General features: G+C 62.1%; 24 protein-coding genes, 1 tRNA gene and 1 riboswitch. Of the genes, 7 read left to right on the top strand and 18 right to left on the bottom strand.

Annotated features, from left to right (window positions below):
• Nucleotides 1-87: 87 nt before the first annotated feature.
• The 6 genes from FJ319_05680 to FJ319_05655 form a co-directional block, all read right to left on the bottom strand.
• On the bottom strand, nt 88-558 hold the full coding sequence (locus tag FJ319_05680; GenBank protein ID MBM3933779.1) for a PIN domain-containing protein: 471 nt from the start codon (nt 556-558) through the stop codon (nt 88-90).
• Nucleotides 559-834 (bottom strand): AbrB/MazE/SpoVT family DNA-binding domain-containing protein, encoded by a 276-nt coding sequence (locus tag FJ319_05675; protein ID MBM3933778.1) that lies wholly within the window; start codon nt 832-834, stop codon nt 559-561. It abuts the gene before it with no gap.
• Between the two features lie 71 nt (nt 835-905).
• Nucleotides 906-1,244, bottom strand: a complete 339-nt coding sequence (locus tag FJ319_05670; protein ID MBM3933777.1) for a nucleotide pyrophosphohydrolase — start codon at nt 1,242-1,244, stop codon at nt 906-908.
• Between the two features lie 497 nt (nt 1,245-1,741).
• Complete coding sequence (locus FJ319_05665) at nt 1,742-2,218, bottom strand: EVE domain-containing protein (GenBank protein ID MBM3933776.1); 477 nt, start codon at nt 2,216-2,218, stop codon at nt 1,742-1,744.
• 105 nt (nt 2,219-2,323) lie between these two features.
• Nucleotides 2,324-2,512, bottom strand: a complete 189-nt coding sequence (locus FJ319_05660; GenBank protein MBM3933775.1) for a hypothetical protein — start codon at nt 2,510-2,512, stop codon at nt 2,324-2,326.
• Between the two features lie 146 nt (nt 2,513-2,658).
• Nucleotides 2,659-2,919: a hypothetical protein gene (locus tag FJ319_05655; protein MBM3933774.1), complete on the bottom strand. Its 261-nt coding sequence runs from the start codon at nt 2,917-2,919 to the stop codon at nt 2,659-2,661.
• A gap of 144 nt (nt 2,920-3,063) precedes the next feature.
• Here FJ319_05655 and FJ319_05650 point away from each other — a divergent pair, with 144 nt between their 5' ends.
• Nucleotides 3,064-4,341: an MFS transporter gene (locus FJ319_05650; GenBank protein ID MBM3933773.1), complete on the top strand. Its 1,278-nt coding sequence runs from the start codon at nt 3,064-3,066 to the stop codon at nt 4,339-4,341.
• 7 nt (nt 4,342-4,348) lie between these two features.
• On the opposite strand, the gene FJ319_05645 is transcribed toward FJ319_05650, so the two are convergent.
• The 6 genes from FJ319_05645 to FJ319_05620 form a co-directional block, all read right to left on the bottom strand.
• Entirely contained in the window at nt 4,349-5,221 is an 873-nt protein-coding gene (locus tag FJ319_05645) for a copper oxidase (GenBank protein MBM3933772.1), read from the bottom strand.
• A gap of 311 nt (nt 5,222-5,532) precedes the next feature.
• The gene (locus FJ319_05640; GenBank protein MBM3933771.1) at nt 5,533-7,314 is read right to left on the bottom strand and encodes a tandem-95 repeat protein; all 1,782 of its coding nucleotides are present in this window, start codon (nt 7,312-7,314) and stop codon (nt 5,533-5,535) included.
• Nucleotides 7,315-7,534: 220 nt separating this feature from the next.
• Nucleotides 7,535-7,888: a type II toxin-antitoxin system PemK/MazF family toxin gene (locus FJ319_05635; GenBank protein ID MBM3933770.1), complete on the bottom strand. Its 354-nt coding sequence runs from the start codon at nt 7,886-7,888 to the stop codon at nt 7,535-7,537.
• The gene (locus tag FJ319_05630) at nt 7,885-8,079 is read right to left on the bottom strand and encodes a hypothetical protein (protein ID MBM3933769.1); all 195 of its coding nucleotides are present in this window, start codon (nt 8,077-8,079) and stop codon (nt 7,885-7,887) included. Before FJ319_05630 ends, FJ319_05635 begins: the two co-directional genes overlap by 4 nt.
• A gap of 80 nt (nt 8,080-8,159) precedes the next feature.
• Nucleotides 8,160-9,146 carry a Gfo/Idh/MocA family oxidoreductase gene (locus tag FJ319_05625; protein ID MBM3933768.1) on the bottom strand — a complete coding sequence of 329 codons (987 nt, stop codon included), beginning with the start codon at nt 9,144-9,146 and terminating at the stop codon, nt 8,160-8,162.
• A 98-nt stretch (nt 9,147-9,244) separates the two neighbouring features.
• The gene (locus FJ319_05620; GenBank protein ID MBM3933767.1) at nt 9,245-10,756 is read right to left on the bottom strand and encodes a hypothetical protein; all 1,512 of its coding nucleotides are present in this window, start codon (nt 10,754-10,756) and stop codon (nt 9,245-9,247) included.
• A gap of 388 nt (nt 10,757-11,144) precedes the next feature.
• Here FJ319_05620 and FJ319_05615 point away from each other — a divergent pair, with 388 nt between their 5' ends.
• Genes FJ319_05615 through FJ319_05605 form a run of 3 tightly spaced genes read left to right on the top strand, consistent with a single transcriptional unit; the run spans nt 11,145 to nt 12,001 of the window.
• The gene (locus FJ319_05615; protein MBM3933766.1) at nt 11,145-11,399 is read left to right on the top strand and encodes a hypothetical protein; all 255 of its coding nucleotides are present in this window, start codon (nt 11,145-11,147) and stop codon (nt 11,397-11,399) included.
• Nucleotides 11,389-11,742: a type II toxin-antitoxin system PemK/MazF family toxin gene (locus tag FJ319_05610; protein ID MBM3933765.1), complete on the top strand. Its 354-nt coding sequence runs from the start codon at nt 11,389-11,391 to the stop codon at nt 11,740-11,742. Before FJ319_05615 ends, FJ319_05610 begins: the two co-directional genes overlap by 11 nt.
• A gap of 46 nt (nt 11,743-11,788) precedes the next feature.
• Entirely contained in the window at nt 11,789-12,001 is a 213-nt protein-coding gene (locus FJ319_05605; protein MBM3933764.1) for a type II toxin-antitoxin system HicB family antitoxin, read from the top strand.
• A 260-nt stretch (nt 12,002-12,261) separates the two neighbouring features.
• Here FJ319_05605 and FJ319_05600 read toward each other — a convergent pair whose 3' ends face one another.
• From FJ319_05600 to FJ319_05575, 6 genes are all read right to left on the bottom strand, one after another.
• The gene (locus FJ319_05600; protein ID MBM3933763.1) at nt 12,262-14,925 is read right to left on the bottom strand and encodes a leucine--tRNA ligase; all 2,664 of its coding nucleotides are present in this window, start codon (nt 14,923-14,925) and stop codon (nt 12,262-12,264) included.
• Nucleotides 14,926-15,080: 155 nt separating this feature from the next.
• Nucleotides 15,081-15,512 (bottom strand): endonuclease domain-containing protein, encoded by a 432-nt coding sequence (locus FJ319_05595; GenBank protein MBM3933762.1) that lies wholly within the window; start codon nt 15,510-15,512, stop codon nt 15,081-15,083.
• A 698-nt stretch (nt 15,513-16,210) separates the two neighbouring features.
• A tRNA-Val gene (locus FJ319_05590) sits at nt 16,211-16,281 on the bottom strand.
• Nucleotides 16,282-16,310: 29 nt separating this feature from the next.
• The gene (locus tag FJ319_05585) at nt 16,311-16,838 is read right to left on the bottom strand and encodes an NUDIX domain-containing protein (GenBank protein MBM3933761.1); all 528 of its coding nucleotides are present in this window, start codon (nt 16,836-16,838) and stop codon (nt 16,311-16,313) included.
• Between the two features lie 156 nt (nt 16,839-16,994).
• On the bottom strand, nt 16,995-18,623 hold the full coding sequence (locus FJ319_05580) for a DUF4349 domain-containing protein (GenBank protein ID MBM3933760.1): 1,629 nt from the start codon (nt 18,621-18,623) through the stop codon (nt 16,995-16,997).
• A gap of 298 nt (nt 18,624-18,921) precedes the next feature.
• The gene (locus tag FJ319_05575; GenBank protein MBM3933759.1) at nt 18,922-19,485 is read right to left on the bottom strand and encodes a hypothetical protein; all 564 of its coding nucleotides are present in this window, start codon (nt 19,483-19,485) and stop codon (nt 18,922-18,924) included.
• Nucleotides 19,486-19,594: 109 nt separating this feature from the next.
• Nucleotides 19,595-19,709: riboswitch (TPP riboswitch) on the top strand.
• A 90-nt stretch (nt 19,710-19,799) separates the two neighbouring features.
• Here FJ319_05575 and FJ319_05570 point away from each other — a divergent pair.
• The 3 genes from FJ319_05570 to thiS are packed head-to-tail and all read left to right on the top strand — an operon-like array spanning nt 19,800 to nt 21,460.
• Nucleotides 19,800-20,591, top strand: coding sequence for a thiazole synthase (locus FJ319_05570; GenBank protein MBM3933758.1), 792 nt, complete (start codon nt 19,800-19,802; stop codon nt 20,589-20,591).
• A 3-nt stretch (nt 20,592-20,594) separates the two neighbouring features.
• Nucleotides 20,595-21,263 (top strand): thiamine phosphate synthase, encoded by a 669-nt coding sequence (thiE, locus tag FJ319_05565; protein ID MBM3933757.1) that lies wholly within the window; start codon nt 20,595-20,597, stop codon nt 21,261-21,263.
• The gene (gene thiS, locus FJ319_05560; GenBank protein ID MBM3933756.1) at nt 21,170-21,460 is read left to right on the top strand and encodes a sulfur carrier protein ThiS; all 291 of its coding nucleotides are present in this window, start codon (nt 21,170-21,172) and stop codon (nt 21,458-21,460) included. The genes thiE and thiS overlap by 94 nt, the downstream gene beginning before the upstream one ends.
• Nucleotides 21,461-21,798 lie beyond the last annotated feature (338 nt).

Raw genomic sequence — 21,798 nt, 5'->3', positions numbered from 1 at the left:
AACCCCTTTTCGCGACTTCATCCCAGCATACAGGGCTGCATAGACGGCCTGGAGGCAATCGTATCGGTATCCCGTTTTGTTCTGTTTCTACCCTCTCCCGTCGACCGCAACCTGCAAGAAGTCGCCAGGGGTCATGATCTTCACTGATAGGCCGGCGGCGGCGACTTTGGGGCTCAGGAGGTGGCGGCGATCGAGGGTGAGGAGGTACGCGGCCTTGCCGGCGATGGCGGCGGCGAGGACGCGGGCGTCCTTGGGTGAGGTGATGGCCGCGCACGCCTTGAGCAGCTCGGGATCAGGGCGGGCGACTATTTCGGGCTCAAGGAGCGCGATCTGCTTATAGTACCGGACGAGGTCCGGATCGTCGAATTTGCGGACGATGCTCATACGGGCTTCCAGCAGCACGGCCTCTGAGACGAGCCCTCGGAACCTGTTACTCGCGCAGACCCGCAGCACACGAGCCGATCCGCCGTAAACCGACCTGGACGCCGCAACGATCACGCTGGCGTCCAGGAATACCGGCACTCTTGGCGACGCTTTGGCCTCGCCTGCCGAGGCCACCTAGAGCTCGCCCTTCGCAAGCATCTCATCCACCTTCTTCGCCAGCTCCGGGTCGATCTTGTCCTCTTCCAGGAAGCGGGCGATATCCTCGTCCGTGTACCGGCGGAGCGAGTCCTCGTAGCCAAGCGGCGTAATTTCTAGGTGGTCACCTACGAGGTAGATGCTTAAAAGCGTCTCGGCCTCTATCCCAAGCGCCTCGCGAAACTCGTTAGGAATCGTCACCTGACCCTTCGATTGGGCCTTTACGATCTTGCGTCGTCCTTTTGTCTGCGTCACTTCCCTTTCTCCGCTTTTCCGAAATTCCGGATCTCAGAACCTCTTCATCATGTCATGACACGCATGACATGTCAAACTCCGCCCTGCCCCACCGGGTACTTCCTCGCGTTCTTCTTTACCTTTGCCGATATTGTTTCGGAGAGGTCTATGCCGTTGCGGTTGGCGAAGGACATACAGAGGATCATGACGTCCGCGATCTCTTCCGTGGCGGCCTGCCGGGTCTTTAGCTCGGCCATGCGGTCTTCGCACTCTTCGGGTGTGTACCAGCGGAACAGCTCCATCAGATCAGCGGCCTCGACGGAGATGGCCATGGCCAGGTTCTTGGGCGTGTGGTAGCGATCCCAGTTGCGCTCGTCGACGAAGTCGGCGACGAGCTGCTTGAGCACGGATACTGTTGTTGTTTCGTCCATTGGTTGGGCTCCTGTTTTGGAGTAGACAAGGGCAACTGTGGGCCCGGCCTTCGGAGACCTCTCTCCCCGGCCCTCTCTCCGATTTCAGAGAGAGGGGGTTAGATCCAACAGCCGTAGCCCTCACCCTTCGGTTAAGGCCCCGAAGGCCCCTCCCTCGGGGAGAGGAGGGAGACGCCCCCCATCGTTCCATCCTCCCCGGTCACCCTCTCTCTCGGCCAGAGGGCCGACTTCTCCCCATCGAATGGAAGAAGAGGGGGACCACGAAGAATGAGGATCGAATCTGAGCCTTTGGCTCAGACGGGAGTCTGAGGGCGAAGCCCTCAGGGATCAGTCCCCCTCTCTCCGTGCACGGAGAGAGGGGGCCAGGGGGAGAGAGGTCAGGCGGGGCCAGGCCCTACAGGCGCGCGCCTCGATCCAGCAGCCTTAGCCGTCATCCGCCGCGGCGGACCCAGAGCGGCAAAGGCCTTTCCCTCGGGGAGAGGAGTAGACACTCCCCGTCACGCCCCTTTCTTCGACATCTCCATAATCGTGTCCCACTCGTCTTTCGTCACCGGGTGCACGGAGAGACGAGGGCGGGTGAATAACGACATTTTCGCCAGGGCCGGCGTCGCCTTGATCTGCGTAAGGGTGACGGGGTGCTTGAGCGCGGCCTCGCCCTTGATATCCACCATGTACCAGAGCGGCTTGTCAGGCGTGCTCTTGGGGTCCGGGTGGTCGGATTTCGGGTCCCACGCCGTGTGGTCGGGGTAGCCGGCCTTCACGATGCTCGCAGTGCCCACAACCGCCGGGACGGCCGTGCTGGAGTGGTAGAAGAGCACGCCGTCGCCCTTCTGCATCTCGTCGCGAATGAAGTTGCGCGCCTGGTAGTTCCGCACGCCGTCCCAGTGCGCAGTACGGTTCGGCTCCTTCATCAGGTGCTCGAAAGAGAACGACTCGGGCTCGGACTTCAACAGCCAGTAACGCTTCTCGGCCATGGGGTCCTCCGAAGGTTGCGGTGGACGTGTAGTCTACCACGCGCAAACAAAAAGGGGTCCCGATTGCTCGGGACCCCAGCAAAGGCGCCTGGTGTTCGACCGCCGTTACGGCTTCGCGGCCTCCGACTCTTCGAACGAGTAGTACTTCACCCCTGCCATCGGCATCGTATAGTACATGACCGGCCTGGCAGTGCGCTTCTTCTCGGCGCGCTCCATGATCTCAAGGATCGCGCGCTCAACGTTCCGGCGAAGCTTCTCCTGTACTCTCACATCCTCGCGGACCGATACTACCATGACATCACCTCCCTGGATGAGCACCCTCCGGTGCTGCAGCTTTGGAACGGATATCACCGTAATTCCCGCACTACGTTGTTGATGTGCGATTACATTTTACTACTTTTGGCGCGCGGACGGCCATCATCCGAACGGCGTGCTACAGCCTAGCTGATCCTCGCGCGCCGGTTGCGGGCCTGTATCTCCTGGATGACCGCAGCCTTCTCCACATCGGAGGTGAACGGAGACGGCAGCTCGTTGGTGCCGAACGTCTTGATCATGTGCGCGTCCGGCTTGCCGTCGATGAAGTGCTGGGTGTACCACCGGCCATCCTTGACCGTAAGTTTGATCTCGCGGTTCTCGCCGCCCCATCCAAAGCTGATGTAACCAATCATCTTGCCCTCGATCTTACCTGGTGTTTGAAGCATCCTGCTCCCCTGTAATCCGGCTTTGATTAGAAATATAAGACTGCCGGTTTTGCTTGTCAATCGGGTGAGCGGCGATTGACAACCGCACGCGCGGGGTCTAGCTTAATCACGCAATTCTGTCGCTCCCAGGCTGTCCTGCCACAGATGTCCTCTCCACAACCCACTCCCCAGGGCTCCCACGTCACTTCCACCTCCAGCCTGTGGAAGATATTCGCCTACCGCGACTTCACGCTCCTGTGGGCCAGCGGCCTCTTTATGAACCTGGCCATGTCGCTCCGCACGCTCGTGAGCGCCCAGTGGCTATACGACACAACCGGCAGCGCCGTCCAGCTTGGCATACTGGGCTTCATCCAGCTTCTCCAGATGCCTCTCGCCCTGTACGGAGGGACGCTAGCCGACAAGATAGACCGCAAGAAGCTGATGGCCGGCACGCAGATCGTCTCTTTCGGTTCGTTGCTCTGGCTGACGATTCTCGCGGCGGCGGGCTCGCTCGCGCCGTGGCACATCTTCGCCGTGACCGGCATCGCCGGCATCGTGCAGATGCTGGGCTCGGCCGCCCGCCCTGCCATGGTTCCGCGCGTCGTCCCGCGCGGCCTGCTGGTCCACGCGGTAAGCGTGCAGACGGCGACGATGCAGATCGCCAGCATCGTCGCGCCCATCATCTTCTGGTGGATGTTCGAGTCTTTCGGCGTCGCCGCGTCGTTCGGCGTCTCGACCGCCATCGCCGCCCTCAGCGTCGTGTCGCCCGTCATCATCTCCGCCTCCGGCCGGCCGGAAGGCACGATGCTGAAGCGCACGACCGTAAGCGCGCTGAAGGAGGGATTCGGCTTCGTGATGGGACACCAGCTGCTGCCGGGCCTGTACCTGCTGGATATCGGCGTGACGGTCGTCAGCTTCTACCGCCAGCTATTCCCGATCTTCGCGGACCAGCTATACGGCATGGGCGCCAGCGGCACGGGCATGCTGAACACCGCCAACTCCGTCGGCGCTATCCTGGGGACGATGCTCGTCTTCTATACCGGCCGCTTCGCCCGCAAGGGGCTGCTGGTGATCGTCTGTTCGGGCGTCTACGCCGTGCTCCTGATCGCCTTCGGACTCGTCCACTACCTGCCTCTGGGATTGCTGATCGTCGCTGGGCTGGGCCTGACCGACGCCGTGAGCATGACAATGCGCCAGGCAATTGTGCAGCTCACGACGCCGGACAAGTTATTAGGACGCACGAGCAGCGCCCACACCTTCGCGGCCCAGGGGGCCAACAACGTTGGCCAGGTGGAGGTGGGGTTCCTGAGCGCGATCATCGGCGCGGGCGCCACCATGGTCATCGGCGGCTTCGTGTCCATCGGCGTCGTGGGCGCGATATGGTTCCTCATGCCCGGCCTGCGCAAATACCGTTACGAGCCGACGACGGGGCCGCCGGAGTGAGGAAGGCCTACTCCGTCACGACGAATGCCGTGACCATGCCGAACATGCCGTGCTGGCCCTCCGCGTGCGAGAGGATGTGGCAGTGGTACGCCCACACGCCCGGCTCCGTCGCCTTGACGATCACATCGAACGTCTCGCCAGGGGCCACCAGCAGCGTATTGACCTCATAAGGGTCCTTCAGCAGAATACCGTCCTTCGCGATGACCGTCTGGTTCATGCCGTGCAGGTGCATCGGGTGGATCTGCAGACCCTCGTTCATGTAGCGGATGCGGACCTCTGAGCCCAGTTTCGCGACGATCGGCTGGGTGGCGGGGAACCCCTTGCCGTTCAACGTGTAGCCCAGCGGGCCGTCGTTCACGACCATCAGCTCCTCGTGCGCCGCAAGCGGGTCCTGGTCAGAAGAGATGATGAACGCGCCCATGAGCCCGCCCGAGATCTGGTTCGCGCCGTTCATGTGCGAGTGGTACATGTGAGTGCCGGTGTGAGTCACGGTGAACTCGTATGTGAACGACTCCCCGGGCTTGACGAGCGGCTGCGTGATGCCCGGCACGCCGTCCATGCTGTTCGGGACCTTCACACCATGGAAGTGTATTGGTGTGGACTCTTCCAGCTTGTTGTGGAGGAAAATGCGGACACGGTCGCCCTGGTTCACGCGTATCTGGGGCCCGGGTATCTGCCCGTTGTAGGCCGTGCCGTCGCGGAACTTCCCGGGCTCAACCTCCCAGCGTATCTCGTCCGCCGTAATATCGTAGACCTTCACGTCGCCGTCCATAACCGGCACCATGAGCTGGTTACCCAGGGCCTCCGTCTTCGCAGGGAAGGCGTTCACGCCGGCCATGTACTCGGCGTCCATCATGTCGGACATTTGCTGGGACGTCATTGTGGGGCTGGCGGCGGGGACCGCCGTGTGCGCCGCCGGGTGAGTCGTGGCGGTAGCCGCTGGCTGCGTTGGCTGTTGCGCCGCGGGCTTGTCGTTACATGCAGCGGCAATCAGAAGCGAGGTCAGTCCGACAGCGCCAATCAGCTGGGGACCATATCGTACTGGGTGTGGTGTCTTCACGGTCCATTTCTCCGGTTGAAAATTCCTCCGCCCTTGGGGAGCAGATTTGAAACCAGTCTATGGATGAGGGATAAAGCGGGCGTGAAGAAGGACCAACGAGTGGTGAAGAACACGTGAAAGAGGCCTCCGGGTTACCCCAGAGGCCTCTTCATTTCCTGATCTTGCCGCCAAGCGGAGCTGTCTATTATCTCGACTTGATGTTCGCCCGCCGGCGGACGAAGAACGCCCCACCCCAAGGGCCATCGCAAGACCGATGAGGCCCGCGCGGTTGCGCCGGGGACGGAAGGAAGAGCATCGAACCCGCCCGCCGGGATTACCTGTATTGTTGTGGTGGCCGGCTCGGAATGGATCGTGCTGCCAGGGCGCTTCGCCCGGTATGTGAAGGTGTCGTTGCCGGTAAACCCGGCGTCCGGCTCGTAATCGAACGTCCCGTTGCTCCTGAAGGTCAGCTCGCCGTGCTGCGTGCCCGAGATCAGCTCTGCGAAAAGCGGGATGCCGTACACGTCGTCGTCGTTCAGCAGCACGCCGTTGGGATTGGCAAACAGGACGTCGCCTTCGCCCACGCTGAAGAAGTCCTCGGACGCGCGAGGCGCGGGGTTCGGAAGGATTTCGATTGTGACAACGGCCGGGTCGGACGCATCCTCACCGTTGGTCACACTATAGGTGAATGAGTCGTAGGTGGTGGTGACGTTGCCGGCTTCTGCGCTCTGATAGGTGAAGCTGCCGTCCGTGTTCAGGGTCAGGCTGCCGGACGGGGGGGCCAACGGGATTACAGTGAGCGGGAGGCCGGACGGCTCGTCGTCGTTGAATAGCACGCCGTTCGCCGCCGTCCTCACGAGCGGTTCACCGGCAAGCACGACGTACCGGTCGTCCGCGGCGGTCAGCGGTCCCAGCACCTTGATGGTCACGACGCCCCAGCCCGGGTCCGTCTCAAAGGTCTCCAGGCCCGGGTAGTATGTATTTGAGGCCGCATAGGCGAACGTATCCACCCGGGTGAAGCCGGAGTCAGGGTAGTAAGTGAAGCTGCCGTCGGGCTCCAGGGTCACATCCCCGTTTGCCGGCATTGTTCTCAGCAGCGCGGTCACACCAAGCTCCGCGGCTACCGGGTCATTGCCCAGCACGCCCGGCGCCAGCACCTCAAGTGGGGACCTGCTGCCGGTAAGGGCGAACTCGTCGTCCACAGCCAGGGGAGCGCTGGAGGGTGAGACATCAAATATGATCCGGCCTTCACACAACACATCACCGTCCTGCATGATCAGGTACCGGAAATTGTCGAAGCCTATGAACCCGGGGGCCGGAGTGTAAGTGAAGGCGCCGTCCGACCAGAGGTCCAGATCGCCGATCCCTGCATAAGTGCCGTCAATGGCGACATCGTAATCGAGAATGCCAGAGATCCTGTCGTTGGAGGTTACACCCTCTGCCGCGGACCGGGAAAAAGCCTCCCCTTGGACCACGCTGTATCTATCGCGGACGGCGCGCACCGGCGGGAGCGAGTCGCCGGCTTCGATGTCCACCCACGCTGTGGAGCCGCCCCCGCAAAATTTGCCTGCATCGTCGTCGGCATGGACGATCTCATATTCGATAAAGGCGACATAGTGGCCGATGGGCCCGACCCTGCTCGGAGCGGTGTAAACGAGCTCATTGCCATTTTGGGTGAGGTTACCGATATCGGGCATAGAGGTGACGGATATTGAGTACCCTTCCGGCGAGCATGGGAAGAGAAGATTACCTTCGTTCAGCATGTCGTTCCACAGGGGGTTGATGGTGACGGAGCCGCCGACCTCGACGATGTAGCTATCGTCTTCGGCGATAGTCGGAACGCACCCTGCCGCCATGCTGAAGAAAGCGCAGAGAGCAAGGACGGCGATGAGGATGGGGGAACGGAAGCCGAGCAGACGCCGGAGCTGTGACATTTTGGGGAACCCTCCCGTGTGTTGGAGACGCACGGGAGCCCGTACAGTAACCCGCCGCGCGACGACCGCGAAACTTCCGGCAGGCTCTCCCACCGCGCAGCACATCAGCCCCGGCATGCCGGATGCGGCCCATTGTAGCCGAGCGAACGGATATTCTCAATGCCTGTGTATATGCGGGGTATAAATGGGATTTGCGGTGCGAAAGGCGGGGAAGGCCGGTTTATTGTTTGCGGTCCATACCTGTTGTAAAGAGAATGCACTCATCGATGGCGGTAAGTGTGTTCTGCGTGACCACGCCCAACCGGGTTGTCAGCCGAGATGAGTCAATCGCCCGTATCTGGTTACAAAGAGCCACCGAGTCACTTCTCAACCCGGCCTCGCCGATGGGAATCATGACCGAGGAGGGCAATGGAGCACATCGCAAGTTTGTCGTCAGCGGTACTGCAATTACTGTGGTCGTATGCCTGCTGATCAGGTTGTTCTGTATTATCAAGACTGGCCGAGTTCCCGCCTGTTCAGAGCCTCGAATCGGGTCGAGGTCCGGCACCCAAACCTCCCCGCGTTTGGCGGTCAATTAGCGTCCTCTCGCCTGAGTCTCTTGGAATAGTCACTCAAACCCGCCTCCGCCAGCTCGGAATCCTCTTTGGAGAACTCTGCGTAAAGGGAGGCCAGCTGCGCCGGGTCCATCGGCTCGGCACCGCGCCGCGCCTGGTGCTTCACGTAGGCAACGTACTCCGAGACCATTTCGAGCTCGGCATCGGTCATCGATCCGATTTGCTCCGAAAGTTTTTCCTTGATGTTCGTGGCGCAGTTCTCCGTCTTTGGACCTACATCGTCATTTTACTCTAAACCGTCACCCTCACCGGCTTGCCGGTCTTGGCGGACTCGTCCAGGGCGTTGCAGATGGCTACGGTGCGGACGCCGTCGCGGACGTTGCAGACGGTGTCGCCGTTGGTCTTAATGGCTTTGAGGAGGTTGGTGAGGATTATGGACTCTTTGACCTTCTCCGCGGGCAGCACCTTGTTGTCCAGGTGCGTGATCTCGCAGCCGCCGAGCTCGGCGCGGCCCATGTGGGCGTGGATGGAGGCGCTGCGCGTGCCGTCGTAGAGAGTTACGAACCACTTTGAGAGAAAGTCGTTCTGGCCCTGGTCGGCGCTGATGAAGGTGGAGATGCCGCCGCTCTTCCAGAGGATGGTGCCCACTACCCCGTCCGGATAGCCGTGCGTGCCCTTGCCTTCCGGCTCAAAAAGTCGCCCCTCTGCGTAGACGCGCTCGGCGTCCGAGTCCATCAGGTATGACAGGATGTCCACGGTGTGCGCCGCCGTGCTGATAAGCAGCCCGCCTCCGTCGTCGCCGTGCCAGATCCAGCGGCTTGCGCCTGGGCGGCTGTCGGACATCGCGAGCTGGCCGTGGCTGACGCGCGGGCTCTTGATGAGCTCCTTCACCTTGAGCACCGCCGGGGACAGCCTGAACTTGTAATTGATCGCGAGCTTCACTCCCGCCTTCTTGACGGCCTCGGCGACCTCTATCGCGTCTCGTTTGGTTACGGTCATCGGCTTCTCAAGCAAGATGTGCTTGCCCGCCCTGGCGGCGGCCAGCGCCATAGGCTTATGCGCGTCGTGGTGCGTGGCGATGAAGACGATGTCTATCGACTTGTCCTTCATGACCTTTTCGGGGTCTGTGGTGGCGTACTTTCCGCCGTAATCGGCGCATAGCTTCTCCGCCGAAGCCTCAATAATGTCGCAGAAGCCGACGATCTCCAAGGCCGCGCGCTTCGCGTCCTCCGCGTGTCCCCTGCCCGCGTGCCCGCAACCAATGATAGCCGCTCTCATGTAAGTCTCCGGGAAAGAAAATTATGAATTATGAATTATGAAGTGAAGGCCTCGGATCGGACCTTCATCATTCATACTTCATAATTCATAATTTGCCTTCAGGTTCCGCTCTCCACGACTTGCTGGCGCTTGCACCACGATGCCCACGGCTCTTCCACCTTCGCGCAGAAATCCCAGAAGTCCGCCTGGCGCGAATACAGCTCTTTTGCACGCAGCACGATCATCGTGTAACACCCGCGCTTCTCGTCCAGCACATCCGCGATGTGGCACATCTCGAGCGCCTCAGGCGCGCGCTCCACCTCCCAGAAGCGGGCCTGCACCGCGCCCTGCACGCAGTACACCGTGCTCGTTTGGTCCTCCACCGTGTCCTGGCACATCTTGAGCGCCTTCGCCGGCTCTCCAAGCGTAACAGCTGCGATGTCCCGCCCGTAGCTCTCGAAGCACTCGTGGTGGACGATGTTGGGTGTCTCCGCGCAGGCCTCGGCAACCTTGCCATAGTTGTATTTGAATAGGCCCAGCATGCGCGTTGTCTGGTACAGGTAGCAGGGGCCCAGGTACTGCTCGCCGACGGCGTCGCACGGGAAGTGCGGGTCGTCCGAGATGTAATCCGATGTGTGACCCATATTCGCCGCAAGGCCGCCCACGACGTTTTCCATGAAAATGCCGGAATAGCACGCCCGCCGGTCCCGGTCCTCGCCGAGCTGGTCGCACAGGCCCAGCGCGTCGTAAAGCTCGTAGCTTGTCCACGCCATCAGGCCGTGTCCCACACCGTGCAGGCAGTTGAGCTTGTTGAAGTACGAGGTCGCCGAGTTGCAGAGCGTCTCCACGTCCGCCTTCAGGTTCACCGTTCCCCTGTCCCGGAACAGCGCCTCGGTCGCGCCGTGGTACGCCCCCGCCTCGCACTCGTGGCCGGTAAGCGCGAAGGCGGACGCGCCGTACATCGCGTACGCTATGTGGCCAAGCTGGTGGGCACGGTCGTGACAGAGCACGTTGCGCTCCGAGGCGTACTCGAACAGCATCGTCGTCACCTGCGCGGGGCCGTACTTTTCCAGGTAGTTATGGAGCAGCACGTCGTCCTTGAACAGCGCAACATAGTCTTTGAGCGAGATGTTGCCGGCCGGCTCGAAGTTAAGGTTTGCGGAATTGATCACCAGCGGCTCGGGCGCAAACTCCTCGCCGCCAGTGACGACAACCAGCGCGCCCTTCTCCGGGGCCATGTGGTTGTGGTAGCGCCAGAACCCGGGCTTGTCGAACGTGAACGACCACGCGCTGCCGGGCGGCACCGTGTCCTTCGCATCGAACTCCGGGTATATCTGGTGAGTGGGATGGATGCTCGATGCAGGCCAGAGCTTCTTCGAGGAATCGTTCACAAACCAGACCGCCTGCCCGGCGGTCACATCCAGCCGCTTCGGCTCAAAGCCTGCGTCGGTGAACCTGACCACCGGCGCTCCCGCCTCCACCTGCCCGGCGGAGATATGCGCGACCATGGCGGTTCCGTTCGGCGCGGCCGGCGACTCGTCGCCGGAGCAGGCCACGATTGAGAGCACAAGAATTGCGGCCGGAAGCAGGAGCGCCCTGGCTACGCGACCGGACCGAAAGGCAAATCGCATGGGCGGAGTCCACTCAACGGGGATGCGTCCGGATACCGGACAGTTCCCCATTATCTGCCGTGGACATCACAGGCGCAAGTTTGGAGGAAGGCGTGGCGGCACGCAGGCCGGTCCGGCGGCAAAAAAGAGAGGGGCCCCGACGGCGGGGCCCTTCTAAAAGCAAGTGTCCCAAGAGACCTTGCGATCATCTCACCTACTTCAGATGCTCTCGGTTTCCCAATACGCTTCTGCTGTAACTGTGATGTCCGCTCAGTTCCTTGGGACAACTTTAATATCGCATACCTGGAAGCGCTGCGCTACCTGCGGACGGACTAGGCCGACGTGCAGAGACTTGTAATTTGCCCGCGATTGGGCTATCAATTAAACATCGAGCTCCGGGAGACCCAGGATGAAGTCCTCAGTCCGCGCAGTTGAAGCGTCTGGAACGGTTGACCAAAACGGCAACCTCCACCTGGACGAGCCGATTACCGAGCTCGGCGAAGGCCGCGTGCGGGTCATAGTGCTGCCTGCGGGGTACGAAGATATATCCGAATTAGAGTGGCTACAGGCCGTCACTAACAACCCCGCCTTCGAGTTCCTCAACGATCCCGAGGAAGACATCTACTCTCTGGCTGACGGCAAACTTGTATCACATGAAGGGTAAGATCGTCCTGCTGCCGTTCCCGTTCGATGACCTTGCCGCAAACAAGGTCCGACCCGCACTATGCCTTACCCGGCCTATCGGCGCCAACTCTCACATCGTCGTGGCGTTCATCACCAGCAAAGCCCCGCCAGACCCACAGCCATCCGATATATTTATCGACCCTCACATGCCAGGCAACGAAGTCTCCGGGCTGAAAGTGCCGTCTACGGTTCGCCTGCACCGCCTTATGACGATCTCCACATCCGGTGTCCAGCGCGAGCTTGGCTTAATTCCTGTGAGCAACGAGGCCGAGGTTAACGCGAAGTTGAGGAAGCTGTTCGGGCTAGCGGCCAAGAGCCGCTAAGCGCGATACCGAATAGACGCAAAGTGGCCTAAAAGGAACACCAGGAATGCATCGTTTCCTTATCGTCACTGAGAAAGCAGATAAATACTTCTCCTCATACTCGCCTGACCTTCCAGGCTGTGTCGCCACTGGGAGGACCCGCCGCGAGGCTGAGCGAAATATGCATAGGGCCATTGAGATGCATGTCAAAGGGCTGCAGGACGACGGCCTGCCAATCCCGCCTTCACAGTCCTCCGCAACCTTCGTCTCAGTATCCTGAAGCGGCAGACTCCCAGCAAACACAGTGAGGGGGCAGTCAAATGTGACTGCCCCCTCACTGCATCAAAAACAGGTGTCCCAAGGGACCTTGCCCTCGTTCCAGTTGCCTCAGTGAATACTCCAGTTTCCCGGATCTTGCGCTGCTGCGTCTGAATCGTGTGGCTCAATTCCTTGGGACAACTTTAATATCGCATAACGATAAGGCTTGCGCTACCTGCGAATGGACTAGGCAGAGGACACTCCAAGAATGACGCCCACCCCCTACCTCACCACAATGTTCACCAGCTTGCCTGGCACGTAAATGAACTTGGCTACCTGCTTGCCTTCCAGGTGCGCCTGGATGCGCGTGCTCTCCAGCGCGATCTTGCGCGCCTCCGCCTCCGTCACGCCCACCGGCACGTCGAGCCTGTCGCGCACCTTGCCGTTGACCTGGACGACCAGCGTGATCACGTCGTCCGCCGCCAGCGCGGCGTCCGACACCGGCTGCGGCTGGTTGTGGATGCTGTAGGCGTGGCCGGTGCGCTCCCACATCTCCTCCGCCATATGCGGCGCCATCGGCGCAAGCAGCACCAGCAGCTTCTCCACCGAGTCCCGCCAGGCGGCAGACCCTACCGAGCCCCCGCCTGAGGCCCCGGCGCTCCGTACCCCCTTTGCCCCTTCGCCGCCTTCCCCCGTCCTCCGTACCCCGTCCCCCGTACCCTTCTCCCACGCCGCGTTCATCGTGTTCGTGAGCGACATCAGCGCGGCCAGCGACGTGTTGAACTTGAACTTCGCCAGGTCGTCCGTGACATGCCTTACCGTCTTGTGCGTTGAGCGCTGCAGCTCGCGCACTGCCGTCTCGTCCACCGGCGCGGCGTCCAGCTCCGCCGGGTCGCGCGAGGCAATCTCCCACACGCGGTTCATCCAACGCGCCATGCCGTTGACGCCCCCCTCGTTCCACTCGCCGCCCATGTCCCACGGGCCAAGGAACATAAGGTAGCAGCGGACGACGTCCGCACCGTAGACGTTCACGAACTCGTCCGGCGCGACGACGTTCCCGCGCGACTTGCTCATCTTCTCGCCCTTGGAGAGGATGTGGCCCTGGTTGAAGAGGCGGACGAACGGCTCGTCGAAGTCGATCAGCCCAAGGTCCCGCATCGCCTTGTTGAAGAAGCGCGCGTAGAGCAGGTGCATCACTGCGTGCTCGGCGCCTCCCGTGTACTGGTCCACGGGATTCCACTTCTTGATCGCCTTCGGATCGAACGGGCCGCCTGCGAAGTGCGGACTCGTGTAGCGCATCTGGTACCACGACGAGTCAACGAACGTGTCCATCGTGTCCGTCTCGCGCCTGGCGGCCTTGCCGCATTTCGGGCACTTCGTGTTGACGAAGCCCTGGTGCAGCGCGAGCGGTGATTCCCCCGTCGGCCTGAACTCCGCGTCCTGGGGCAGCACGACGGGCAGGTCCCTGTCCGGCACGGGCTGCTCGCCGCAGTCCGGGCAATAGATGATTGGGATGGGCGTGCCCCAGTAGCGCTGGCGCGAAATGAGCCAGTCGCGCATGCGGTATTGCACGGTGCGCTTGCCCCAGCCCTTCGACTCCACGTACTCGGCGATCTGCTCTTTCGCAACGTCGCTCTTCAGGCCGTTGAACTGGCCAGAGGCGACCATTGTGCCGACGCCGGTGAACGCCTCCGTCAGCTCAATTTTTTCCTCTCCCTCGACGGGAGAGGATGTCGCGTTAGCGACAGGTGAGGGTGAGGCTTCCGGCGGGGCGATGACGACCTTCACCGGCAACCCGTACTTCTTCGCGAACTGGAAGTCGCGCTGGTCGTGCGCCGGCACGGCCATGACCACGCCCGTGCCATACGTCAGCAGGACGTAGTCGCCGACGAGGATCGGAACGCGCTCGCCGGTGAGCTTGTTGACGGCGAACGAGCCGGTGGGGACGCCCGTCTTCTCCTTCTCAGTGGACATGCGGTCCACCTCCGTCTGTCGCCGCGCCTGCTCGATGTAAGCCTCCACCGCGGCGCGGTTCTCGGCGGTCGTCAGCTTCGGCACCAGCGGGTGCTCCGGGGCAATGACGACAAACGTGACTCCGTAGATCGTGTCTATGCGCGTCGTGAAGGTCGTCAGCTTCGTCTGGATTTCACCGTCCCCCGTACCCTGTACTTTGCTCTGAACCCCGTAGGAGCCCGGCGAATCGGGGCCGTACCCCTTCTCCAGATCGAAATCGATCCTGACGCCCGTACTGCGGCCAATCCAGTTCGTCTGCATCAGGTTGATCTTCTCGGGCCACTCTATTTTTGAGTGGTCGAGCAGCTCTTCGGCGTACTTCGTGATGCGGAAGAACCACTGGTTCAGCTCGCGGCGCGTGACAACGGTGCCGCAGCGCTCGCACTTGCCGTCGTCCGTCACCTGCTCGTTGGCGAGGACGGTGTTGCACGAAGGGCACCAGTTGGCGGGCGCGAAAGCGCGGTAAGCCAGCCCGGCCTTGTAGAACTGCAGGAAGAGCCACTGGTTCCAGCGGTAATACTCCGGGGTGCAGGTCACTACCTCGCGGTCCCAGTCGTAGATGGTGCCCATGGTCTTTAGCTGGCCGCGCATCTTCTCGATGTTCGCCATCGTCCAGGTGAACGGGTGGACGCCGCGCTTGATCGCGGCGTTCTCCGCCGGCAGGCCGAACGCATCGAAGCCCATGGGGTGCAGCACGTTGTAGCCCTGCATCCGGCGAAACCGTGCATGCGCGTCCGAAGGGGCCATGGCGTACCAGTGGCCCATGTGAATATCGCCGGAGGGGTACGGGAACATCGTCATCTCGTACCACTTGGGGCGCGGATCGTCGTCGCGCACCGCGTAGAGCCTGTCCTTCGCCCACCGCTCGCGCCACTTGGCCTCAATCTCCGCGGGGCTGTAGCGTAGCTCTGTGCTGCGTGATGTGGTTGTCATGGATGCTCCGATCGTGTGTTGAGTGACCGCGACTGTGGGCGAGGGCGGAAGAGACCTCTCTCACCCCAGCCCTCTCTCTCCGACTTCAGAGAGAGAGGGGGTAAATCCCTGAGGGCTTCGCCCTCAGACTCCCGCGTCGGGCCTTTGGCCCGACGTCAGGGCTTTTCGGACAATAAATCTTGGGCGGCCTCGCTTATCTTTTTGAGAACTGCGTCTATGTTTTCGAGAACGTCCTCGTTGGTGAACCTCAGGATGGTGAAGCCGAGGCTTTCGAGTATGTCTTGCCTGATCTCGTCTTGCTCTTGCTGTGTGTCGTGAATAGGGCCGTCTATCTCCAGGACCAGTTTCGCCTCTGGGCTGTAGAAGTCCACTATGAACCGGTCGATGGAGTGCTGTCTCCGGAAGCGGAGGCCATCGAGGCGGCGGTTGCGTAGCCGCTGCCAGAGGGCGTCTTCCGCGGCCGTCGAGGCCGAGCGCATTCCCAGGGCGACGGGCCGGAGCTTGTCCCACAGGCTAGGAGCAGTGCGCCATTCCGCGTTCTTTTCAGGCTGCTGTCTCACGAGATCCCCTAAGACCAAAAACTCCATTAAGCCGACTGTGGGCCAGCCTTAAGAGACCTCTCTCCCCATCCCTCTCTCCGATTTCAGAGAGAGGGGGTAAGGCACCCAACCCGGCGCCTCCCCGGAGTCAAATTGAGCATAGGCTCGGCAATGCCCGAAGCGGGCCGCAGGCCCGAAGAGAGTCTGAGGGCGGTAGCCCTCAGGGATCGGTCCCCCCTCTCTCTGAAGTCGGAGAGAGGGGGTTAGGGGGAGAGAGGTCGGCGCCGGCCCTACAGGCCAGCACGCCACCGCCATGGTTTTCTCCTATCCCCAAAAACAAAAAGTCCCGCCCCACAAAGGGACGGGACCGTATTTCGTTGTGTCCCGCGGTACCACCCTGATTGCCTTCCCGATAAACACCGGGAGCGGCCCGCTCAACGGCGTTAACGGCGCCATGCCGTCCTGCCTTGAAGCGGTAGTCGGTAGTAAGTAGTTGGTAGTCGGTGAAGACCCAACAGCCGACGGCCACGTTCGGGCAAGATGCTCGGGGGCGAGTTCGCGGTTGAGGTGCGCCGGGATTCCACCATCCCCGGCTCTCTATGGCCCTGCAGACCGCTACTACTCCCCGTCAACGCAAATTACTGAATTCGTAACTGTGATGAGACAAGCTAGCACACCGCAACAACGGAGGTCAAGCCGTAAAAAGAGAGGGACGACATGGAAAATGCATGTCGTCCCTCGAGAACTTTCGCGAGTGGGATTCGAACCCACGTAAACCGCTTGTAAGGCGGCTGTCCTACCACTAGACGATCACGCTATGGAAAAGCCATCAACTATGGGTTTATATCAAATGTTCGAATTCTTGTCAAATCCCCCACCCCACCCCTGCACCCCCGCCAATCGCTCCGCCAGCTCTATCGCGTACGGCGCGATGACGCGTATCTCCTCGGTGGGCGCGATGCGGACGCCGTCCTCGCGGAGGAGCTCGGCGCCGCTGGTCAGCTGCTCCTTGGTTATCCACTGCCAGCCGGGGGCGAGGGGGCCGGGCTCGCCGAGGGGGCGGCAGACGTAGATGAGGTCTATGTGCTGGTGGAAGCCGCGCACGGGGTCGTGGATGTCCTCGACCATGATGGTGAAAGGCGCGGTGACCTGCGTTGGGTAGGAGATTTTGAACTGGGGGCTGTACGGCAGGACCTCCGCCTCGATGCCGGTCTCCTCATGTATCTCGCGCCGGACGGCCTGTACGGGGTCTTCGTTCTCCTCAATGTGGCCGCCTGCCGGCAGCCACGTCTTGACCTTCTTGTGCCAGTGAAGCGCCACCCGGCCGTTGTGGACCATGTAGCCGGTGGCGGTGAAGTGACGGGTAACGGTCATCAGGAGAGAGCTCCTTGGGCGGGATGAAGAGAATTATGAATTATGAAGGATGAATTATGAAGTGGGAGACCGGGAGCAGCATGTGGTTGTCAGTCAGTCGGCCCTTTTGTCTGGCCAACTACTTACTACCTACTACCAACTACTCCCGTCCTTCTCCTACGCCTGCGGCGGTACAGGTGGGGGAAGGTTTCCCCGCGGCTTCGTCCGGCCCAGCCCCTTCAGGCGCGAGCGGAAGATCACTACTGCCAGGACTACCGGCACCCAGATCAGGCTGAATACCGCAACCCAGATGAGCAGCGACGCGATTACCTGGCCGAAGCCGGACAGCGCCTGCACGGCCAGTTTGAGCTGGTTCTCCGCATCCCACCCGCCGATCACCCAGCCCTGCGGCTCCAGCACGCGCACATTGACTATCCCGGATGTCTCAATCGGCCCGGCGTCGCTCTCCGCTGAAACCGTCACGGTGGCCGTGTACGGCACCGGCCGGTGGTTCAGATATACATGGGTCGTGACCATGCTCGTGACGCCGTCCGCCAGGTCCCCTGTCGCGGGAGCGGAGCCGTCCCCAAACTCCCAGCGGTGCCGGACGCTGCGCAGTCCGTCCGGACGCGTGAACGACCATGTAAACTGCACTTCATCGCCGGCCTCGACGTTCTTCCCCTCGCCCGGGAACACTTCGATCTTCGGCACGCGCGTGACGGTGACGATGATCGTGTCCTCGCCCTCGACGATGCCTGCTTCGCCGGTGCCGGTGATCTTGATGGTCGCGATGAACGGCGAATCGCGCTCGTCGTTGTAGTTGTGCGTCATCGTCGCGGTCGCCCGCTGCCCCTCAAACTCCGTCGGCGTGGTCCGGTCGGAGATCGCCTCGGGCGTGCCGTCGCCGAAGTCCCAGGTAACGCGATAGCTGTCGATGCCCGGGGGCGGTGTGAACGTGGCGCGGAAGCGGATGCCGTCGCCGACTCCCGCCGTCCGGTCTGTGCCGGCGTCTACGGGCATCGTCGCCGCTTCAAGCTCCAGCCGCAGGTTGATAAGCGAAAACGCCGCGGTCGTCTCCAGGAACTGGATTCGACCCTGCAGGCTCTCAACCTCGCCCTGGATCTGCGTGAGCGTCTGCTGCACCCTGAGCGCGTCTTCCACGTCCGCAGCCCGGGCGAGCAGGTCTCGCAGGGCCTGCTCGGTCGCCTGGAGGTTCTTGAGGCGCGCCGTCAGGTCCACGTACTCGTCGGTGACGTCTTTGCTCGTGGACTGCTCCGACTTGACCTCAACGGCGAGATGGCGAAGGCGGAGCACGGCAGCATCCAGCCTGTCCGCCGGGACGCGTATAGAGATTGTGGCCTGGTGCTCCTCCGCACGGTTGGATGAGACCACCCATCCACCATTCTCTACGGCGACGCGGCTGACAGCGTCCACGCTTGCAGCCACATTTTCCACCACGCTGGTCATGTCCACGGTGCGGACGATAATGCGCTGCTGCGCAACCAGGCTGGCAATCGCCTCTTCCGTGCCGGTGTCCGCCGGCGTCTCCGCCTGCTCCCCGCCTGGACCGCCCGAAGGAGGGGCGGGCTGCTGCGGCGAAGTCGGGGCAGACGGCTGAGGGACCGGAACACGGTCCATACCTGATGACCCAGCTGAGCCCGGGTTGCCCGCGTTACCGGGCAAAGCGGGCGCCGGCATCTGCCGCTCTTCCGTCTCGGTCCCGGCACACGCAGCCAATGCGAAGGCCAGGACCACTATGGCGGCAATCAAGGCAGTTCGCAGAGCTGTGACAGTCATGGTGAACATACCTCCGCGACCAGAGTTGCACTATGTAGTACGTAAATAACCCTACCGCAGATTACACTGAATCACAGTGAGACCGTTTGAAGCCCATGCAATAGCGCTGCAAATCTCATCCGGGCGACAAAGGAGGCCGCACAACACAATCTGCGAAATCTGCGTAATCTGCTCCGATGGAATACGGAGCCCCTGCCTACTAGTTGGAAGGAGCCCTCCGACCGGAAGTACCGGAGCCCCTGCCTACTGACTGGCAAGAGCCCCGTTTCCATCGGGGCCGAGTCCTATCGGGGCGGACAACTTCTCTCTATTGGCCTATGAGCTTCGGCTCATTGTAGTGGCTCCGGTGCATCAGCGTCCCGTTCTTCGCGTCCAAAGCGACTGATGCGTACCGGTAGGTGGTCCGCGACCCCTGCGGCACTATGCCGCCGGAGCGCCACTCGCCCTCCGCCTCCACGAACCATACCATCTGGTCGTACGGCGCAGCCTCCGGGCCGAAGTTCACGTCCGACGCGTAACGCCGAGCGAAGTCGCCCCAGTACGTCAGCTCGGCGACCGCGTTCCTGGGTCCCTGCACAACGTTGACCTCATGGGCGGCCACGGACAGGAGCTCGACCGCGCGCGACTTCGCCTGCTCAGGGGACATTACGCCCTTAGGCGTGAGGTCCGGCGGGAGCGTCGTCGCATCCGGCCCTGGAGTGAACGGCATGGAAACGGCCGTGGGGCTAGCTGTCGGTTGGGCTGCGGCGGCCGTCGGCGTGGGCGTCGCGGGCGTAATCGCCGCGGTCGGCGTCGCGCCCGCCCCTTCGGAGCATCCTGCGGCAATGGCCGCCACGGACGCCGCAGCGATCGCAAGCCTTTTGAGCATCATAAGTCCCACCTGCGATTAGATTTGCAGTTACACCTGAGTAGACGCCCTATCAGGCAAAATTGTTCCGCGCCGCGCGGGCGTGTTATGCTATGCAAAAGCGAATAAGTACTAGGATTAGGCTGGGAGCTTGGGCAATGGCCAGGCTGAGAGGCCCCGACCGCTCGGGGCGACCGCCAGAACCTGACCCGGGTAATGCCGGCGCAGGGACACGCCAGTCCGGAACTTCCGAAAGCCGCCGGCCCTGGCCGTGCGGCTTTATTGTTTCGTCCGGCGCCGCGGCGTGCGTATTAAAAGAGTGACGACAGGGAGCAAGAATGAACGACCCTCTGGTCATCGCAGGGAAGCAATTCAAATCGAGGCTTATGGTCGGCACAGGCCGCCACCGCAGCATGGAGGAGATGGTCGCATCCGTTGAGGCCTCCGGCGCGGAGATCATTACCGTCGCCATCCGGCGACTGAACCTCGATAAACCGAACGAGAAGAGCATCCTGGACTACTTCGACTGGAAGAAGTACACCATCCTGCCGAACACGGCGCTCTGCAAGACTGCCGACGAGGCCGTCTTCACTGCGAAGCTGGCCAGGGAGCTCACAGCCTCAAACTGGATCAAGCTCGAAGTCCAGCCGTTCTTCCCGAAATCGCTCCTGCCTGACCCCGTCGGAACGTTCGAGGCGGCAAAGCGGCTCGTCGCCGACGGCTTCGTCGTGCTGCCATATATTCATGCTGACCCGATACTCGCACTGCGCCTGGAAGAGATAGGCTGTGCAACAGTCATGCCCCTCGGCTCGCCCATCGGGTCCGGCCAGGGCGTGCTCACGCTTGATGAGATCAAGGTGATTATCGCCGAGTCAAAAGTGCCCGTAGTGGTGGACGCCGGCCTGGCAGTCCCCTCCGAGGCCGCTCAGGTGATGGAGCTTGGGGCCTCAGCCGTGCTGGTGAATACAGCCATCGCCCAGGCCAAGGACCCGGCGCTCATGGGCGAAGCGTTTAAAATGGGCGTCGAGGCCGGGCGAAAGGCGTTCATCGCGGGCCGCATAGTGCGGCGCACCGAGGCCGTGGCCAGCAGCCCGACGACGGGAGTGGCCGCAAACGCAACACGGAGCTGATACTTGACGAGCCAGATCGCACTTCCCGCCTTGTGCCTTGTTACAGACCGCCTCCGCAGCCTCGGGAGGCCTATTGAAGACGTTGTGGCGGCGGCGGTGGAAGGCGGCGTGAACATGGTGCAGCTCAGGGAGAAGGACCTCCCATCCCGAAAGCTCTACGACCTTGCCGTCAGGCTGCGGCAGTTGACCCAGGGCAGAGCCCTGCTCATGGTCAACGACAGGCTTGATGTTGCCCTCGCCGCAGGCGCGGACGGCGTGCAGCTCGGCGAGGAGGGCCTGCCCGTCCAGGCGGCGCGGGCGATTGCCGGCCGCCTGCTCATCGGCAAGTCGGTCCACAGCCTGCGCAGCGCTCAAACGGCGCAGAGCGAAGGCGCGGACTTCCTCGTCGCCGGGACGATATTCGAGTCAGGCACGCACCCGGATGGCCCCACGCAGGGCCTCGGGCTGCTGGCGCAGCTCCGGGCCGGCGTCGCCACTTCCTTCCTGGCCATCGGCGGCATCACCGCCCAGAACGTCGCCGATGTCATCGCGGCGGGCGCGTCCGGCGCGGCCGTCATCACCGCCATCACCCAGAGTCCATCCCCGAAGGACTCCGCACGCGAGATCGCCTATCGCATCCAGGCCGCCTACCTTGCTTCCACGAGAGGCCATGTGAGGGGGCAAAAGCCGTGACCGTCACCGTCAACGGCAAACAGCGCGACCTCCCGCGCGAGACGCCCCTGCTCGAGTACCTGGCCGCCCTGGACATCAACATGAAGCTCGTGGCCATAGCCCACAACGGCGCCGTCCTGCGTCGCGACGAGCTCCCAACCGTGACAGTGCGCGACGGCGACTCGCTGGAGATCGTCCATGCCGTCGGAGGAGGATGAGGTGGAGAGGGGAGTAGTGAGTGGTGAGTTGAGAGTAGTGAGTTGGGAGTTGGGAGTTGGGCGTGCGGGACAGAGAGGGTGATCCTTCTTCCTTTCTCCCCCTCACGGGGAGATGTCGCCGCTCTGGGCGACAGAGAGGGTGTTGCCTTTTGATCGAAGGCTGTTCCTCCTCTCCATTAGGAGACCTTTGCGTTACCTCGGGAGGAGAGGATTTTGGACGAGCCTCTTCAAATTGATGTCATGTTCGGGCGAATTTTTAGCCCCGGCATCCGCCGTCAGGCATGTTTCGAAGCCGGAGCGTAAGCGCCAGGCTGCCTAATGGCAGCCTGGCGCCACTT

The sequence above is a fragment of the SAR202 cluster bacterium genome (assembly GCA_016872355.1).
Lineage (GTDB): Bacteria > Chloroflexota > Dehalococcoidia > Lucifugimonadales > VGZY01 > VGZY01.
The sequence above is the reverse complement of the archived record's forward strand: the minus strand, read 5'-3'. Positions and strand labels throughout refer to the sequence as shown.

What these genes read in the sequence shown, in the direction of transcription:
- FJ319_05670 (MBM3933777.1), bottom strand. Translation starts at nt 1,244, where the DNA reads ATGGACGAAACAACAACAGTATCCGTGCTCAAGCAGCTCGTCGCCGAC.
- FJ319_05615 (MBM3933766.1), top strand. Translation starts at nt 11,145, where the DNA reads ATGAAGTCCTCAGTCCGCGCAGTTGAAGCGTCTGGAACGGTTGACCAA.
- FJ319_05650 (MBM3933773.1), top strand. Translation starts at nt 3,064, where the DNA reads ATGTCCTCTCCACAACCCACTCCCCAGGGCTCCCACGTCACTTCCACC.
- FJ319_05575 (MBM3933759.1), bottom strand. Translation starts at nt 19,485, where the DNA reads ATGATGCTCAAAAGGCTTGCGATCGCTGCGGCGTCCGTGGCGGCCATT.
- FJ319_05665 (MBM3933776.1), bottom strand. Translation starts at nt 2,218, where the DNA reads ATGGCCGAGAAGCGTTACTGGCTGTTGAAGTCCGAGCCCGAGTCGTTC.
- FJ319_05605 (MBM3933764.1), top strand. Translation starts at nt 11,789, where the DNA reads ATGCATCGTTTCCTTATCGTCACTGAGAAAGCAGATAAATACTTCTCC.
- FJ319_05595 (MBM3933762.1), bottom strand. Translation starts at nt 15,512, where the DNA reads ATGGAGTTTTTGGTCTTAGGGGATCTCGTGAGACAGCAGCCTGAAAAG.
- FJ319_05620 (MBM3933767.1), bottom strand. Translation starts at nt 10,756, where the DNA reads ATGCGATTTGCCTTTCGGTCCGGTCGCGTAGCCAGGGCGCTCCTGCTT.
- FJ319_05645 (MBM3933772.1), bottom strand. Translation starts at nt 5,221, where the DNA reads ATGACGTCCCAGCAAATGTCCGACATGATGGACGCCGAGTACATGGCC.
- FJ319_05570 (MBM3933758.1), top strand. Translation starts at nt 19,800, where the DNA reads ATGAACGACCCTCTGGTCATCGCAGGGAAGCAATTCAAATCGAGGCTT.
- FJ319_05630 (MBM3933769.1), bottom strand. Translation starts at nt 8,079, where the DNA reads ATGACCGATGCCGAGCTCGAAATGGTCTCGGAGTACGTTGCCTACGTG.
- FJ319_05640 (MBM3933771.1), bottom strand. Translation starts at nt 7,314, where the DNA reads ATGTCACAGCTCCGGCGTCTGCTCGGCTTCCGTTCCCCCATCCTCATC.
- FJ319_05660 (MBM3933775.1), bottom strand. Translation starts at nt 2,512, where the DNA reads ATGGTAGTATCGGTCCGCGAGGATGTGAGAGTACAGGAGAAGCTTCGC.
- FJ319_05610 (MBM3933765.1), top strand. Translation starts at nt 11,389, where the DNA reads ATGAAGGGTAAGATCGTCCTGCTGCCGTTCCCGTTCGATGACCTTGCC.
- FJ319_05585 (MBM3933761.1), bottom strand. Translation starts at nt 16,838, where the DNA reads ATGACCGTTACCCGTCACTTCACCGCCACCGGCTACATGGTCCACAAC.
- FJ319_05625 (MBM3933768.1), bottom strand. Translation starts at nt 9,146, where the DNA reads ATGAGAGCGGCTATCATTGGTTGCGGGCACGCGGGCAGGGGACACGCG.
- FJ319_05600 (MBM3933763.1), bottom strand. Translation starts at nt 14,925, where the DNA reads ATGACAACCACATCACGCAGCACAGAGCTACGCTACAGCCCCGCGGAG.
- FJ319_05655 (MBM3933774.1), bottom strand. Translation starts at nt 2,919, where the DNA reads ATGCTTCAAACACCAGGTAAGATCGAGGGCAAGATGATTGGTTACATC.
- FJ319_05580 (MBM3933760.1), bottom strand. Translation starts at nt 18,623, where the DNA reads ATGTTCACCATGACTGTCACAGCTCTGCGAACTGCCTTGATTGCCGCC.